At 74.3% G+C, this 15,191-nt stretch carries 19 protein-coding genes; 6 read left to right on the top strand and 13 right to left on the bottom strand.

Features of this window, described 5'->3' with window-relative positions; genetic code table 11:
- Positions 1 to 111: 111 nt before the first annotated feature.
- Together AC07BS_RS18000 and hisI are read right to left on the bottom strand one after the other, a co-directional pair.
- Positions 112 to 1,665: an anthranilate synthase component I gene (locus AC07BS_RS18000; protein WP_478648309.1), complete on the bottom strand. Its 1,554-nt coding sequence runs from the start codon at positions 1,663 to 1,665 to the stop codon at positions 112 to 114.
- Positions 1,666 to 1,676: 11 nt separating this feature from the next.
- Positions 1,677 to 2,042, bottom strand: a complete 366-nt coding sequence (hisI, locus tag AC07BS_RS18005; protein WP_478933133.1) for a phosphoribosyl-AMP cyclohydrolase — start codon at positions 2,040 to 2,042, stop codon at positions 1,677 to 1,679.
- Between the two features lie 103 nt (positions 2,043 to 2,145).
- Between hisI and AC07BS_RS18010 the strand changes: the two genes are divergently transcribed.
- Positions 2,146 to 2,778 (top strand): TIGR03085 family metal-binding protein, encoded by a 633-nt coding sequence (locus tag AC07BS_RS18010; RefSeq protein ID WP_478648304.1) that lies wholly within the window; start codon positions 2,146 to 2,148, stop codon positions 2,776 to 2,778.
- A gap of 54 nt (positions 2,779 to 2,832) precedes the next feature.
- Complete coding sequence (locus AC07BS_RS18015; RefSeq protein WP_478648301.1) at positions 2,833 to 3,381, top strand: DoxX family protein; 549 nt, start codon at positions 2,833 to 2,835, stop codon at positions 3,379 to 3,381.
- A gap of 71 nt (positions 3,382 to 3,452) precedes the next feature.
- Here the strand turns inward: AC07BS_RS18015 and hisF are convergent, their stop codons facing one another.
- From hisF to hisD, 8 genes are all read right to left on the bottom strand, one after another.
- The gene (hisF, locus tag AC07BS_RS18020; protein WP_478648298.1) at positions 3,453 to 4,208 is read right to left on the bottom strand and encodes an imidazole glycerol phosphate synthase subunit HisF; all 756 of its coding nucleotides are present in this window, start codon (positions 4,206 to 4,208) and stop codon (positions 3,453 to 3,455) included.
- A complete protein-coding gene (locus AC07BS_RS18025; RefSeq protein ID WP_478648296.1) occupies positions 4,205 to 4,609 on the bottom strand; it encodes a RidA family protein in 405 nt (134 codons plus the stop codon). The genes hisF and AC07BS_RS18025 overlap by 4 nt, the downstream gene beginning before the upstream one ends.
- A complete protein-coding gene (priA, locus tag AC07BS_RS18030) occupies positions 4,606 to 5,331 on the bottom strand; it encodes a bifunctional 1-(5-phosphoribosyl)-5-((5-phosphoribosylamino)methylideneamino)imidazole-4-carboxamide isomerase/phosphoribosylanthranilate isomerase PriA (protein ID WP_478648293.1) in 726 nt (241 codons plus the stop codon). The genes AC07BS_RS18025 and priA overlap by 4 nt, the downstream gene beginning before the upstream one ends.
- Positions 5,331 to 5,972: an imidazole glycerol phosphate synthase subunit HisH gene (hisH, locus tag AC07BS_RS18035; protein WP_478648290.1), complete on the bottom strand. Its 642-nt coding sequence runs from the start codon at positions 5,970 to 5,972 to the stop codon at positions 5,331 to 5,333. The genes priA and hisH overlap by 1 nt, the downstream gene beginning before the upstream one ends.
- Entirely contained in the window at positions 5,969 to 6,136 is a 168-nt protein-coding gene (locus tag AC07BS_RS18040; RefSeq protein ID WP_478648287.1) for a hypothetical protein, read from the bottom strand. Before AC07BS_RS18040 ends, hisH begins: the two co-directional genes overlap by 4 nt.
- A 94-nt stretch (positions 6,137 to 6,230) precedes the next feature.
- Complete coding sequence (gene hisB, locus AC07BS_RS18045; protein ID WP_478648284.1) at positions 6,231 to 6,824, bottom strand: imidazoleglycerol-phosphate dehydratase HisB; 594 nt, start codon at positions 6,822 to 6,824, stop codon at positions 6,231 to 6,233.
- Entirely contained in the window at positions 6,824 to 7,927 is a 1,104-nt protein-coding gene (locus tag AC07BS_RS18050) for a histidinol-phosphate transaminase (protein ID WP_478648281.1), read from the bottom strand. The genes hisB and AC07BS_RS18050 overlap by 1 nt, the downstream gene beginning before the upstream one ends.
- The gene (gene hisD, locus AC07BS_RS18055) at positions 7,924 to 9,249 is read right to left on the bottom strand and encodes a histidinol dehydrogenase (RefSeq protein WP_478933137.1); all 1,326 of its coding nucleotides are present in this window, start codon (positions 9,247 to 9,249) and stop codon (positions 7,924 to 7,926) included. The genes AC07BS_RS18050 and hisD overlap by 4 nt, the downstream gene beginning before the upstream one ends.
- A 185-nt stretch (positions 9,250 to 9,434) precedes the next feature.
- On the opposite strand from hisD, the gene AC07BS_RS18060 reads away from it, so the two are divergent.
- From AC07BS_RS18060 to AC07BS_RS18075, 4 genes are all read left to right on the top strand, one after another.
- Complete coding sequence (locus AC07BS_RS18060) at positions 9,435 to 11,042, top strand: oxidoreductase (protein ID WP_478648275.1); 1,608 nt, start codon at positions 9,435 to 9,437, stop codon at positions 11,040 to 11,042.
- 44 nt (positions 11,043 to 11,086) lie between these two features.
- The gene (locus AC07BS_RS18065) at positions 11,087 to 11,824 is read left to right on the top strand and encodes an LON peptidase substrate-binding domain-containing protein (RefSeq protein ID WP_478933139.1); all 738 of its coding nucleotides are present in this window, start codon (positions 11,087 to 11,089) and stop codon (positions 11,822 to 11,824) included.
- A gap of 19 nt (positions 11,825 to 11,843) precedes the next feature.
- Complete coding sequence (ybaK, locus tag AC07BS_RS18070) at positions 11,844 to 12,356, top strand: Cys-tRNA(Pro) deacylase (RefSeq protein WP_478648269.1); 513 nt, start codon at positions 11,844 to 11,846, stop codon at positions 12,354 to 12,356.
- A 96-nt stretch (positions 12,357 to 12,452) separates the two neighbouring features.
- Positions 12,453 to 12,527 (top strand): 50S ribosomal protein bL37, encoded by a 75-nt coding sequence (locus AC07BS_RS18075; RefSeq protein ID WP_466319588.1) that lies wholly within the window; start codon positions 12,453 to 12,455, stop codon positions 12,525 to 12,527.
- Positions 12,528 to 12,531: 4 nt separating this feature from the next.
- On the opposite strand, the gene AC07BS_RS18080 is transcribed toward AC07BS_RS18075, so the two are convergent.
- From AC07BS_RS18080 to AC07BS_RS18090, 3 genes are read right to left on the bottom strand one after another with little or no spacing between them, the layout of a single operon-like run.
- Entirely contained in the window at positions 12,532 to 13,209 is a 678-nt protein-coding gene (locus AC07BS_RS18080; protein WP_478648266.1) for a hypothetical protein, read from the bottom strand.
- 59 nt (positions 13,210 to 13,268) lie between these two features.
- Positions 13,269 to 14,105 (bottom strand): ABC transporter permease, encoded by an 837-nt coding sequence (locus tag AC07BS_RS18085; protein ID WP_478648263.1) that lies wholly within the window; start codon positions 14,103 to 14,105, stop codon positions 13,269 to 13,271.
- Positions 14,106 to 14,142: 37 nt separating this feature from the next.
- On the bottom strand, positions 14,143 to 15,114 hold the full coding sequence (locus AC07BS_RS18090; protein WP_478648737.1) for an ABC transporter ATP-binding protein: 972 nt from the start codon (positions 15,112 to 15,114) through the stop codon (positions 14,143 to 14,145).
- Positions 15,115 to 15,191 lie beyond the last annotated feature (77 nt).

The raw sequence follows: 15,191 nt of genomic DNA on the forward strand, positions 1-15,191 counted from the left end.
AGGGGGGGGGGGGGGGGGGGGGGGGGGGGGGGGGGGGGGGGGGGGTGGTGGGGCGGGGGGGGGGGGGGGGGGGGGGGGGTGGCCCCGCCCCCCCCCCCCCCGCCGCGCGTCCTACAGGCGGTTCGCCGTGTGGACCGCTCTGAGGACCGCCGCCGCCTTGTTGCGGCATTCGGCGTCCTCGGAGGCGGGGTCGGAGTCGGCCACGACGCCGGCGCCGGCCTGGACGTAGGCGGTGCCGTCGCGGAGGACGGCGGTGCGGATGGCGATGGCGGTGTCGGAGTCGCCGGCGAAGTCGAGGTAGCCGACGGCGCCGCCGTACAGCCCGCGGGGCTGCGGCTCCAGCTCCTCGATGATCTGCATGGCGCGCGGCTTGGGAGCCCCGGACAGGGTGCCGGCGGGGAAGCAGGCGGTGAGCACGTCGAAGGCGGTGCGCCCGGCGGCGAGCCGGCCGGTGACCGTGGAGACGATGTGCATCACATGGCTGTAGCGCTCGACCGACATGAAGTCGACGACCTCGACGCTGCCGGGCTCGCAGACCCGGCCGAGGTCGTTGCGGCCGAGGTCGACGAGCATCAGGTGCTCGGCGCGCTCCTTGGGGTCGGCCAGCAGCTCCTCGGCGAGGGCGGCGTCGGCCTGCGGGGTGGCGCCGCGCGGGCGGGTGCCGGCGATGGGGTGCACCATCGCGTGCCCGTCCTCGACCTTGACCAGCGCCTCGGGGCTGGACCCGACGACGTCGAAGGCCCCGTCCGCCCCGTCGGGGAACCGGAAGAGGTACATGTACGGGCTGGGGTTGGTGGCCCGCAGCACCCGGTAGACGTCGAGGGCGGAGGCCGTGCAGGGGGTCTCGAAGCGCTGCGAGGGCACGACCTGGAAGGCCTCGCCCGCGCGGATGCGCTCCTTGATGTCCTCGACGGCCGCCATGTAGGTGGGGCCGCCCCAGCGGGCGGTGTACTCGGGCAGCTCGGAGGGCGGCAGCGCGGTGGGCGCCGAGGGCACCGGGCGGCGCAGGTCGGCGGCCATGGCGTCGAGGCGGGCGACGGCGTCGGCGTACGCCTCGTCGACGCCGGTCTCCAGGTCGTTGTGGTTGATCGCGTTGGCGATCAGCAGGACCGTGCCGTTCCAGTGGTCGAGGACGGCGAGGTCCGAGGTGAGCAGCATGGTCAGCTCGGGCAGGTCCAGGGCGTCGGGGCCGGGGCCGCCGGGGTGCTCGCCGATACGCTCCAGCCGGCGGACGACGTCGTAGCCCAGGTATCCCACCATGCCGCCGGTGAAGGGCGGCATCCCGGCACCCTCTATCAGGTCGCGCGGGGTGTGGAGGGCCTCGACGGTGGCCCGCAGGGCGGCCAGCGGGTCGCCGTCGGTGGGGACGCCCACGGGCGGGGTGCCGAGCCAGTGGGCCCGGCCGTCGCGCACGGTGAGGGCGGCCGCGCTGCGCACGCCGACGAAGGAGTAGCGCGACCAGGAGCGGCCGTTCTCCGCGGACTCCAGCAGGAAGGTGCCGGGGCGTTCGGCGGCCAGCTTGCGGTAGAGGCCCACGGGGGTGTCGCCGTCGGCGAGGAGGCGGCGGGTGACGGGGATGACCCGGCGGTCCTTCGCCAGCAGGCGGAAGGAGGCGGCGTCGGGGGTGACGTCCCCGTGCGAGACGGGTGCGGTGGTGGCGGCCATGACAGCGGAGCCTACTGGGCCGACGACAGCGGGTAGGCGTCGAAACAGGTGCGCGTACCCGTGTGGCACGCGGGACCGGTCTGGTCGACCTTGACGAGGAGGGTGTCCGCGTCGCAGTCCAGCGCCACCGACTTCACGATCTGCACGTGCCCGGAGGTGTCGCCCTTGACCCAGTACTCCTGGCGGCTGCGGCTCCAGTAGGTGCAGCGGCCGGTGGTGAGGGTGCGGTGGAGCGCCTCGTCGTCCATCCAGCCCAGCATGAGCACCTCGCCGGTGTCGTACTGCTGGGCGATGGCGGGGACCAGGCCGTCGGCGTCGCGCTTGAGGCGGGCGACGATGGCGGGGTCGAGGGAGGAGGGTCGGGCGTTGCCGGTCATGTGCCCCATTGTGCCTCCGCGGCCGGGCCCGGTGGTGCCGGACGGGGGCCGGGCGGGGCGCGGCGGCATGGCCGGGCGCGTTACCCGGTCGTAGGGTGACGGCATGTCAACTCATGCCCAGCGCGAACGCCTGCTCCTCGCCGACCTGTTGGAGACGGTGGGGCCCGACGCCCCCACGCTCTGCGAGGGGTGGCGCACCCGTGATCTCGCCGCGCACGTCGTGGTGCGCGAGCGGCGCACCGACGCGGCCGCCGGCATCATCCTCAAGCCCCTGGCCGCCCGGCTGGAACGGGTGCAGGCGGAGTTCGCCGCCAAGCCGTACGAGGAGCTGATCCAGCTGATCCGCACGGGCCCGCCGCGCCTGTCGCCGTACGCCCTGAAGCCGGTCGACGAGGCGGCGAACACCGTGGAGTTCTTCGTGCACACCGAGGACGTGCGCCGCGCCCAGGAGGACTGGACGCCCCGCGAGCCGGACCCGGTCTTCGGGGACGCGCTGTGGAGCCGGCTGGAGCGGACGGCCCGGGTGCTGGGCCGCCGGTCGCCGGTGGGCCTGGTGCTCAGACGCCCCGACGGCCGCACGGCGGTCGCCCACCGGGGAGTGCCGGTGATCACGGTCACCGGGGAGCCGGGCGAGCTGGTGCTCTTCGTCTTCGGCCGCCAGGACGTGGCCCGGGTGGAGACGGAGGGTGACAAGGACGCGCTCGTGCGGCTCGGGGAGGCGAAACTGGGTATCTGAGGCTCGGGGGCCGCATCGGACACGGACCGAAGCACCTGGAAGAAGGCGCCGGCGATGGCATTCCGCAGCAGACCGTATGTCAGTGACTCCCCTTACGGGCCCGTGCACGAGTCCTGGTCACGGACCGGTGTCTCCCTGGGGCTCCTGCTGCTGCGCCTCATGGTGGGGCTGACCATGATGGGGCACGGCACGCAGAAGCTCTTCGGCTGGTTCGACGGGCCGGGGCTCGACGCCACGGGGAAAGGATTCACCCATTGGGGCTACCCGGCGGGTAAAGCCATGGCCGTGGTGGCGGGGCTGAGCGAGACGCTGGGCGGCGCCGGTCTCTTCCTGGGGCTGCTCACACCGCTCGCGGCCGCCGCCGTGCTGGGCACGATGGTCAACGCGCTGGGCGTGACCTGGGGCGATTTCTTCCTGCCGAAGGGCGTGGAATTCACCCTTCTGATTGCGATCATCGCCGCCGCGCTGGCGCTGACCGGGCCCGGCGACTACGCGGTGGACCACTACCTGCCAGGACTGCGCACCTACCGGCTGACGTACGGGGTGGGCGCCATCGCGCTCGCGGTGGTGGCGGGGGCGATCTTCCTGCTGATCAGGGACTGACCCGTGCGGCCGGGCCCGAAGGCCTCGGCCGCACGGTCACGGCCGCACGGTCACGGCCGCACGGCCCGGGCTCAGCGGACCGGGTGGCCCGCCTCCCGCAGCGCGCCCTTGACGTCGGAGATCCGCAGCTCGCCGAAGTGGAAGACCGAGGCGGCCAGCACCGCGTCCGCGCCGGCCGCGACGGCCGGGGCGAAGTGGTCGAGCCGGCCGGCGCCACCGCTGGCGATCACGGGCACGGTGACGTGCTTCCGCACGGCCCCGATCATCTCCGTGTCGTAGCCGTCCTTGGTGCCGTCCGCGTCCATCGAGTTCAGCAGGATCTCGCCGGCGCCCAGCTCGGCGGCCCGGTGCGCCCACTCGACGGCGTCCAGGCCGGTGCCGCGGCGGCCGCCGTGGGTGGTGACCTCGAAGGAGCCGGAGGCCGTACGACGGGCGTCCACGGACAGGACGAGAACCTGCCGGCCGAAGCGCTCGGCGATCTCGCGGATCAGGTCGGGGCGCTCGATGGCGGCGGTGTTGACGCCCACCTTGTCGGCGCCGGCGCGCAGCAGCTTGTCGACGTCCTCGGCGGTGCGGACGCCACCGCCGACGGTGAGCGGGATGAAGACCTCCTCGGCCGTGCGGCGCACGACGTCGTAGGTCGTCTCCCGGTTGCCGGAGGAGGCGGTGATGTCGAGGAAGGTGAGCTCGTCGGCGCCCTCCCGCCCGTAGACGCGGGCCATCTCGACGGGGTCGCCGGCGTCGCGGAGGTTCTGGAAGTTGACGCCCTTGACGACCCGGCCGTTGTCCACGTCCAGGCAGGGGATGACTCGGACGGCGAGGGTCACGCCGGTTCTCCTTGGAATGCTTCGAGTTCTACTTCGACCAGCACGCGGGAGTCGACGAAGCCGGAGACGACCACCATGGTGGCGGCCGGCCGGACGTCCCCGAAGAGCTCCTTGTGGGCGCGGCCGACGGCGTCGACGTCGCGGGCGTGCGTGAGATACATACGGGTGCGGACGACGGCGTCCGGGCCGAGGCCGAAGCGCTTCAGCGCGTCGAGCGCGTTGCCGAAGGCCACCAGCGTCTGCTCGTACGGGTCGCCCTCGCCGTGCAGGACGCCCCCGACCAGGGGCATCGTGCCGGCGACGAGGACGCGGTCCCCGGCCGCCACGGCCCGTGCGAACCCGATCGACTCTTCCCAGGGACTGTCGGACTGCACACGCTGCGGGACCGGGTCACGGCTCATACGGACACTGCCTCCAGGGCCTCTTCCAAGGTGAACGCCTTGGCGTAGAGGGCCTTGCCGACGATGGCGCCTTCGACCCCCTCGGGTACCAGGGTGGCGAGCGCGCGCAGATCGTCAAGGGAGGAGACACCACCGGAGGCGACGACCGGCTTGTCGGTGGCCGCGCAGACGTTCCGCAGCAGCTCCAGGTTGGGGCCCTGGAGGGTGCCGTCCTTGGCGATGTCGGTGACGACGTAGCGGGCGCAGCCCTCGGAGTCGAGGCGGGCCAGCGTCTCGTAGAGGTCGCCGCCGTCACGGGTCCAGCCGCGGCCGCGCAGGGTGGTGCCGCGGACGTCGAGGCCCACGGCGATGCGGTCGCCGTGCTCGGCGATGACCTTGGCGACCCACTCGGGGGTCTCCAGGGCCGCGGTGCCGAGGTTGACGCGGGTGCAGCCGGTGGCGAGGGCGGCGGCGAGCGAGGCGTCGTCGCGGATGCCGCCGGACAGCTCGACCTTGATGTCCATCGAGCGGGCGACCTCGGCGACCTGGGCGCGGTTGTCGCCGGTGCCGAAGGCGGCGTCGAGGTCGACCAGGTGCAGCCACTCGGCGCCGGCCTTCTGCCAGGCCAGGGCGGCGGTGAGCGGGTCGCCGTAGGAGGTCTCCGAGCCCGACTCGCCGTGGACCAGGCGCACGGCCTGGCCGTCACGGACGTCGACGGCGGGGAGGAGTTCGAGCGTGGGCATCAGAGGGTCTCGATCCAGTTGGTCAGCAGCTGGGCGCCGGCGTCGCCGGACTTCTCGGGGTGGAACTGGGTGGCCCACAGCGGACCGTTCTCCACGGCGGCGACGAACGGCTCGCCGTGGGTGGCCCAGGTGACCTTGGGGGCGCGGATGTTGGGGTTGCCGACCTCCAGATCCCAGTGGCGCACCGCGTAGGAGTGGACGAAGTAGTAGCGGGTGTCCGCGTCGAGGCCCGCGAAGAGCCGCGAGCCCTCGGCCGGGGTGACGGTGTTCCAGCCCATGTGGGGGACGACGTCGGCCTTGAGCGGCTCGACGGTGCCGGGCCACTCGTCGAGGCCCTCGGTCTCCTCGCCGTGCTCGATGCCGCGCTCGAAGAGGATCTGCATGCCGACGCAGATGCCCATGACGGGACGGCCGCCGGACAGCCGGCGTCCGACGACCCAGTCGCCGCGCGCCGAGCGCAGCCCCTTCATGCAGGCGGCGAAGGCGCCGACGCCGGGGACCAGGAGCCCGTCGGCGTTCATGGCGCGGTCGAAGTCGCGGGTGATCTCGACGTCGGCGCCGACGTGCGCGAGGGCGCGCTCGGCGGAGCGGACGTTGCCGAAGCCGTAGTCGAAGACGACGACCTTCTTCGGGGAGCTCATGACCACAGTCCTTCGATACGCAGTACGCCGGCGGTCAGGCACATGGCCGCGCCGAGGCCGAGCAGCACGATCACGCCCTTGGGCATGCCCTGCTTGAGGAACGAGATGATGCCGCCGACCAGGAACAGGCCGACGAGTATCAGAGCGGTGGACGTGCCGTTCACTGTTGCAGCGCCCTTTCGTTCGTTTCTCCGCCCGCGCGGCGCAGAGGTGCGGCTATCACGGTCGTCTGCAGCCCGGCGGCCGCGCGTGCGTCACTCACAGAGCGCCCTTCGTCGACGGGAGGATTCCGGCGGCGCGCGGGTCGCGCTCGCTCGCGTAGCGCAGGGCCCTGGCCAGGGCCTTGAACTGGCATTCCACGATGTGGTGGGCGTTGCGCCCGTACGGGACGTGGACGTGGAGGGCGATCCGGGCCTGGGCCACGAAGGACTCCAGGATGTGCCGGGTCATCGTGGTGTCGTAGGTGCCGATCATCGGCGCCATGTTCTCGGGCTCGGTGTGCACGAGGTACGGGCGGCCGGAGAGGTCCACGGTGACCTGGGCGAGGGACTCGTCCAGCGGCACGGTGCAGTTGCCGAAGCGGTAGATGCCCACCTTGTCGCCGAGCGCCTGACGGAAGGCGGCGCCGAGCGCGAGGGCGGTGTCCTCGATGGTGTGGTGGGTGTCGATGTGGAGGTCGCCGTCGGTCTTGACGGTGAGGTCGAACAGGCCGTGGCGGCCCAGCTGGTCGAGCATGTGGTCGTAGAAGCCGACCCCGGTCGACACATCGACCTGTCCGGTCCCGTCGAGGTCGATCTCGACCAGGACCGAGGTCTCCTTGGTGGTGCGCTCGACGCGCCCAACGCGGCTCATCAGTTGCTCTCCTTGCGAATGGCGCGGACCGCGTCCAGGAACGCGTCGTTCTCCTCCGGGGTGCCCGCGGTGACCCGCAGCCACCCCGGTACGCCGTTGTCGCGCACCAGGACACCGCGGTCGAGGATGGCCTGCCACGCGGTGTGGCTGTCCGGGAAGCGCCCGAACTGGACGAAGTTGGCGTCGGAGTCGGTCACCTCGCAGCCCATGGCGCGCAGCTCGGTGACGATGCGGTCCCGCTCGGCCTTGAGCTGCTCGACGTAGCCGAGCAGGGTGTCGGTGTGCTCCAGGGCGGCCAGGGCCGTGGCCTGGGTGACGGCCGACAGGTGGTACGGCAGCCGGACCAGCTGGACGGCGTCGACCACGGCCGGGTCGGCGGCGAGGTAGCCCAGGCGCAGCCCGGCGGCGCCGAAGGCCTTGGACATGGTGCGGGAGACCACGAGGTTCGGCCGGCCCTCGATCAGCGGCAGCAGCGAGGGGCGGTGGCTGAACTCGCCGTAGGCCTCGTCGACCACCACCAGGGACGGCCGGGCCGCCTGGGCGGCCTCGTACAGCCGCAGGACCGTCTCCGCCTCCACCGCCGTGCCCGTGGGGTTGTTGGGCGAGCAGACGAAGACGACCTCGGGCCGGTGCTCGGCGATGGCGCGCTCCGCCGCGTCCACGTCGATGGTGAAGTCGTCCGTGCGCGGGCCGGGGATCCAGCCCGTGCCGGTGCCGCGCGAGATCAGGGCGTGCATCGAGTACGAGGGCTCGAAGCCGATGGCCGTGCGGCCGGGGCCGCCGAAGGTCTGGAGCAGCTGCTGGATGACCTCGTTGGAGCCGTTGGCGGCCCAGACGTTCGCCCGGGTGACCTCGTGGCCCGTGGTGCGGGTGAGGTACGCGGCGAGCTCGGTGCGCAGCTCGACCGCGTCCCGGTCGGGGTAGCGGTTGAGGTGGCGGGCGGCCTCGGCCACGCGCTCGGCGATGCGGGCGACGAGGGGCTCGGGCAACGGGTAGGGGTTCTCGTTGGTGTTCAGGCGGACGGGCACGTCCAGCTGGGGGGCGCCGTACGGCGACTTGCCGCGCAGTTCGTCCCGGATCGGGAGGTCGTCGATGGACGTCACTGGTCCTCGGGCACCTTTCCGTCGAACCGCGCCAGGACGGCCGCGCCGTGGGCGGGCAGGTCCTCGGCCTCGGCGAGCGTCACCACGTGCCCGGCCACCTCCGCGAGCGCCTCGCGGGTGTAGTCCACGACGTGGATGCCGCGCAGGAAGGACTGGACCGACAGGCCGGAGGAGTGGCAGGCGCAGCCGCCGGTGGGCAGCACGTGGTTGGAGCCGGCGGCGTAGTCGCCCAGCGACACCGGGGAGTACGCGCCGACGAAGACCGCGCCGGCGTTGCGCACCCGGGCGGCGACCGCGGCGGCGTCCTCCGTCTGGATCTCCAGGTGCTCGGCGGCGTAGGCGTCGACGACCGCCAGGCCCTGCTCGATGCCGTCGACCAGGACGATGCCGGACTGGCGGCCGCCGAGGGCGGGCAGGATGCGGTCCTCGACGTGCCGGGTGGCGGCCACCTGGGCCTCCAGCTCCTTCTCCACCGCGGCCGCCAGCTCCTCGGAGTCGGTGACGAGCACCGAGGCGGCCAGCGGGTCGTGCTCGGCCTGGCTGATCAGGTCGGCGGCGACGTGCGCCGGGTCGGCGGTGCGGTCGGCGAGGACGGCGATCTCGGTCGGGCCGGCCTCGGCGTCGATGCCGATGCGGCCCTTGAGCAGGCGCTTGGCGGCGGCGACGTAGATGTTGCCGGGGCCGGTGACCATGTTCGTGGGGCGGCACTCCTCGGTGCCGTAGGCGAACATGGCGACGGCCTGGGCGCCGCCGGCCGCGTACACCTCGTCGACGCCCAGCAGCGCGCAGGCGGCCAGGATCGTCGGGTGGGGCAGGCCGCCGTGCTCCTTCTGCGGCGGGGAGGCGACGGCCATGGAGCCGACGCCGGCCTCCTGGGCCGGGACCACGTTCATGACGACGGACGAGGGGTAGACGGACCGGCCGCCGGGGACGTAGAGGCCCACGCGCTCGACGGGCACCCAGCGTTCGGTGACCGTGCCGCCGGGCACGACCTCCACGGTCGTGTCGGTGCGGCGCTGCTCGCGGTGGACCAGGCGGGCGCGGCGGATGGACTCCTCCAGCGCGGCGCGCACGGCCGGGTCCAGCTCGTCCAGGGCCCGGGCGATCGCCTCGGCGGGCACCCGCACCCGGTCGATCGTCACACCGTCGAAGCGCTCCGCGTAGTCGATCAGGGCCGCGGTGCCGCGATGATGCACGTCGTCGCAGATGGGCCGCACCTTCTCCAGGGCGGCCTCGACGTCGAGCTCGGCACGGGGCAGCAGGTCGCGGTCGACGCCGTTCACAGGGAAGGCGGGGCCGCGCAGATCGATTCGGGAGATCACATGGCCAATTGTCTCAGACCCGTCCCGTCGCACGGCTCCCCGTACCACCCACCGGGACAGGGCCAAAGTGTTGATCTTTCCTCGGTCCCGGACGGACAATCGACGCTCACGAACGGTGTTCGAACGGTCACCCGGGGGGAATGGGGCCGGTAGGACCGGCGCCACGGGTGAGGGGAGGGGGACTCATGAGTGCACCGCAGGACGACGGGCCGCCCGCCGGCCTGGAACCCACCGCCGTCGAACGGGCCATGTGGGAGGCCTTCCGCACCGGCACCACCCTCGACCTCCGCACCTCCGACCCCGAGCGCAACGACCCCGCGGCGCCCACCACCTGGGGCCCCGAGCGCAGCGTGCGCGCCGGAGTGGTCGCCCTGCTGCTGCTCAGCGGCCCCGCCGCCCGCCCCGGCCGGGTGGCGGCGCTCAAGCTCAACGGCGTACGGATCACCGGCACCCTCGACCTGTCCGGCGGCACCGTCGTGCCCTACGTCGAACTGCACAACTGCCGCTTCGAGCAACAGCTGCTGCTGCCCGAGAGCAGCTTCACCACCCTCCGCCTGGTGGGCTGCGCGATCCCCCGGCTGGAGGCCGCGCGCATCCGCACCGAGGGCGACCTCCACCTGCCGCGCTGCGTCGTCCAGCACGGCATACGCCTGACCGACGCGCACATCGGCACGGACCTGCTGCTCAACCAGCTGGTGGTCCGGCGGGACCGGCGCGGGACGTCCATCGCCGCCGACGGGATGACCGTCGGACAGGACCTCCAGGCCGAGATGATGCGCTCGCACGGCGAGCTCAGCATGCGCGGCGCCACCATCGGCGCCTCACTGAGCCTGCGCGGCTCCACCCTGAACAACCCCTACGGCCGCCGCGCGCTCAACGCCCCCCAGCTGACCGTGGAGCGCACCCTCTACCTCACCTCGGCGGGTCTGGGCGGCTCGCGCTACGCGGGCGGCGCCACTCCCCCGTACGGCATCTCCACCACCCCCGTGCCCGACCGCGGCGCCCGGCTGCGGCGCTTCGAGTGCCTGGGCGGGGCCCGGCTGGACGACGGGCGGTTCGGGGACGCGGTGGACCTCAGCCAGGCCCGCTTCGTGATGGAGGCGGACCAGGAGCTGTCCCTGCGCCGGGTCGTCACGCCCGAGCTGCGCTTCCTCGGCGAGCGCCAGGAGCGCGGGCGGGTGGTGCTCTCCGGGGCGCGGGTGGTCAATCTGGTCGACCGCTACGACAGCTGGCCCGGGCCGGGCGGGCTGGTGATGGCCGGCTTCGTCTACGAGAACCTGATACCCCTGGGCTCCTTCCCCCTCCCCCGCCGCCTCGACTGGGTCGCCGCGGCCACGCCCGAGTACGCCCCGGAGCCCTACGAACGGCTGGCGGGCGCGCTGCGCTCCAGCGGCGAGGACGCCGACGCCCGGGCCGTGCTGCTGGCCAAGCAGCGCCGCCGCCGCGAGACGCTGCCGGTCGCCGGGAAGGCCTGGGGCTACCTCCAGGACTGGACGGTGGCCTACGGCTACCGCCCGGGCCGGGCCGCCGTGTGGATGGCGGTGCTGTGGCTGCTGGGGGCCGTCTACTTCGCCTGCCGCCCGGTGCCGCCGCTCAAGGAGGGCGAGGGCCCGGCGTGGAACGCGGCCCTCTACACCCTCGACCTGCTGCTGCCGGTCATCGACCTCGGCCAGGGCGCCGCCTGGCGCCCCGCCGGCGGCCAGCAGTGGGTGGTGGCCGTGCTCACCCTCCTCGGCTGGATCCTCGCCACCACGGTCGCCGCGGGCGCCTCCCGCCTGCTGCGCCGGCAGTGAAATCCCGGTCCCGACCGGCCGCCCGGCCATTAGGCTTACCCGCCGTGACCACCGCGCGCCTTCCGATCTTCCCGCTGAACTCGGTGCTGTTCCCCGGCCTCGTGCTGCCGCTGAACGTCTTCGAGCGGCGGTACCGCACGATGATGCGCGAGTTGGCGCAGCTCCCCGAGGATGCCCCGCGCCGCTTCGGCGTGGTCGCGATCCGCGACGGCCACGAGGTGGCGCCCAGCGCACCGGGCCTGCCCGACGAGGCGCGCCCGGAGCCCGGCCCCGCCTCCGGCTTCGGCCCGGACCCGATGCGTGCCTTCCACACCGTGGGGTGCGTCGCCGACGCCGCCACGATCCGCCGCCGGAAGAACGGCACCTACGAGGTGCTGGCCACCGGCACCACCCGCTTCCGGCTGCTGTCGGTGGACGCCTCGGGCCCGTACCTGACGGGCGAGGTGGAGGAGATCGAGGAGCGGCAGGGCGACGAGGCCGGCGCCCTGGCCGCCGGTGTGGTCCGGGCGTTCCGGACGTACCAGAAGCGGCTGGCCGGGGCGAACGAGGCGTCGCTGGCGGGCCGGGCCGAGCTGCCCGGCGAGCCCAGCGTGCTGTCGTACCTCGTCGCGGCGGCCGCGGTGCTGGACACCCCGGCCAAGCAGCGGCTGCTCCAGGCGCCCGACACGGCGTCGCGGCTCGCCGAGGAGCTGCGGCTGCTGCGCGCCGAGACCGCGGTGATGAGCAAGCTGCCGTCGCTGCCGGCCGTCGATCTCACCCGGCGGCCCACCAGTCCGAACTGACCCGGAGGGGGAGGCCCGCGTGGCCAGGAAGTCCAAGCGGAACACCGCACCCGGGGCGGCGGGCGCGACGCCCGCGATCGTCGCCCTCGAACGGGCGGGCACGGCGTTCTCCGTGCACGCCTACGACCACGACCCGGCCGCCGCCTCGTACGGCGAGGAGGCCGCCCGGGCGCTGGGCGTGACCCCGGAGCGGGTCTTCAAGACGCTCGTCGCCGACGTCGACGGCACGCTGACGGTGGCGGTCGTGCCGGTGTCCGGCTCGCTCGACCTCAAGGCGCTGGCCGCGGCGGTCGGCGGCAAGCGGGCGGCGATGGCCGACCCGGCGGCAGCCGAGCGCACGACGGGGTACGTCCGGGGCGGCATCTCGCCCCTGGGGCAGCGCCGGCGGCTGCCCACGGCGCTGGACGCCTCCGCGCGCTCCCACACCACGATCTGCGTCTCGGCCGGGCGCCGGGGGCTGGAGGTCGAGCTCTCCCCCGCCGACCTGGCGCTTCTGACGGACGCGGTGGTCGCGCCGATCGCCCGCGGCTGAGCCGGGGCCCGCGCGCGCTCTGGACGGCCCGGCCGCCCTCCGCTACGACCGAGGGGCGGACCGCCGAAGGCGCGGCCCGCCCAGGGAGGGACGCCCATGTCGAAGCGCACCCGCAAACGCCGCTGGCGCCTGAAGAAGGGCCGAGCCAACCACGGCCGCCGGCCGGCCTAGGCCGTCAGCCCTGTCCGCCGGTGTCGCCGGCGGGCGACGCCCCGGGCCGGGGCCAGTGCGGCACCGGCTCGGGACCGGGCTCCGGATCCCGCGGTCCGAACAGCGCCGTCAACCCCAGATGCACCGCCATCGCCGCCAGCGGCCACGCCAGCAGCATCCCCTTCGCCGCCAGCTTCAGCGGCGCGTCGAAGACCACGCCCTGTCCCACGGCCCGGGCGTGCGCGGCCACGTCGGGGGTCGGGCCGAGCCAGACGCCCAGCCGCCAGCCGATGACCGAGGCCAGCAGCGACCCGGCGGCGAGGCCGGCGACGATCGCGATGCCGCCCCGCCGGTTGAGGAGGAAGACCAGCGTGGCGGCGATCGCGCCGAACGCCAGGCCCAGCAGCGCGAACCAGCCGTCCGCGCCGATGGCCTGCTCGCCCTCGGTGCTCTTGAGGTAGACGGCCTTGCCGTCCGAGATCAGCGGCACCTTCGGCGCCACCCACAGCCACAGCAGCCCCAGCAGGACGCCGGTGAGCGTCACGAGCGCCAGGATCAGGGCCCCCTGCCGCAGCTCGGCACGGGTCTCCTCGGACAGGCCGGGTGCCGGGCCGGCCTCGGCGGGCGGCAGGTCGGCGCCGGGACCGGGTTCGGGCCCGGGCTCGGAGGAGGAGTTGCCGTGCGGCGTCAGCGGTGCGGTCACCCCGCCATCGTGCCAGGTGGACGCGGACGCTCCGGCGTCAGGACGGTCGCTGCGGCGCGTCACCGCACGGCCGCCCGGCGGTAGGCCCACGTGGCGACGGACAGCGAGATCACGCCGACGGCCGCGCACACCCCGAGGTCGGCCACCGTCAGCAGCCAGTCGGGACGGGCGTCGAAGCTGCGGGCCAGCGCCTCCACCCCGTAGGTGGACGGCAGCAGGTCGCGCGCCCAGGCGATGGGCGTCGGCAGCCGGTCGGCCGGCAGCACGCCCAGCAGGAGCGCCGCGGACATCCCCAACTGGCCGCAGAGCGTCGCCAGTTCCTGGCGCGGCGCGAGCAGGCCGAGGGCCGCGCCGAGGCCCGCGAGGGCCGCGCCGGACAGCGGGATCACCGCCGCCAGCACCCACAGGTGCGTCAGCGGCAGCCCGAAGAGCACGCTGCCCGCCACGGCCGTGACGGCCGCGCCCGGCACGGTGAACGACGCGTACGCCCCGGCGGCGCCCAGCACCACGGCCGCCGGCGGCACCGGCAGCGTCGCGTAGTGGTCGAGGCCGCCGCTGGCGCGCAGCTGGCCGAAGTACTGGGCCAGCAGGTTCAGCGCGACGAACGCCACGACCAGCACGCTGGAGCCCGCCACGACGGCGCGCGCCTCGGAGCCGCCGTCGACGACCCCGCGCATGAGGATCATGATGCCGACGGACTGGAAGGTCGCCACGAACAGCAGCGGGATGCGCGCCACGCGGGCGCGCGAGAGCTGGGCGCGGTAGACGGCCGCCAGCGCGGGCAGCAGCCGCGCGCGGGGCGCGAGCGGGGCGGCACCGCCGTCCTCGGACCACGGCCGGGGCGGGGCCCCGGCGGGCGCCTTCCCCGGCACCGCTTCGGCGGATACAGCAGTCACGCGGTACAGCTCCTGTTCGGTCCGGTCGGGACGGCCCTCACCCCTTCATCAGCCCCTTCTCGCGGCCGCCCAGGGCGAGGTAGACGTCCTCCAGACTGGGCGTGGCGAGAGTGAAGTCGTCGAGCGCGGCGAAGGCGGGGCCACCGGTCACGGCGGCGACGGCGGCGCGCGCCTCGGCCGGGCCGAGCCGCAGCGACCAGCGGCGGCCGGACTCCTGGGCGACGCCGCGCAGCGCGGCGACCTCGGGGACCTCCAGCGGCGGCGCGTCGCGCCAGACCAGATCGACCCGGACGTCGTCGCCGACCAGCTCCTTGAGGCCGGCCGGGGTGTCGCAGGCGATGATCCGGCCGCGCTCCAGCACCGCCACGCGGTCCAGCACGGTCTCGGCCTCGATGACGTTGTGGGTGACCAGCACGACGGTGGTGCCGCGCTCGGCGCGTCGGCGGTCGATCGCCGCCCACACCGCGCGGCGGGCCACCGGGTCCATGCCGGTGGTCGGCTCGTCCAGCACCAGCAGGGGGCGATCGCCGGTCAGGGCGGCGGCGAGGCAGGCGAGGCGCCGCTGGCCGCCGGAGAGCTTCTTCAGCGGGCGGCCGGCGAGCGGGGTGAGGCCCAGCTCCTCCAGGACGGCGTCGCGCTCGGCGCGGGCGTCGCGCAGGCCGAGGCCGCGCAGCCGGCCGGTGGTCTCGGCGGCGAGGGCGACGGTCAGCTCGTCCAGGGCCGTGGACTCCTGGCCCAGGTAGCCGATGAGGCGGGCGGCGCGCTCGGGGTGCCGGACGAGGTCGTGGCCGAGGAGCTCGACGCTGCCCTCGTCGGGCCGGAGCAGGCCGGTGAGCTGGCGGACGAGGGTGGTCTTGCCGGCGCCGTTGGGGCCGAGCAGGCCGAAGATCTCACCGCGCCGGACGTCGAGGTCGATGCCGTCGGTGGCCCGGACGGCGTCCGCGCCGGGCGCGCCGCGGCGCCCGCGCGCGGCGGGGTAGGTCTTGACGAGTCCGCGCACCGCGCACACCGTGGCGCTCGCGGTTCGCTCCGCCTGTTTCCCGACCGTTCTCACGAGCTACGAGGGTACGCGCCCCGGCGCCCGCG

The organism is Streptomyces sp. NPDC044063, assembly GCF_056434285.1.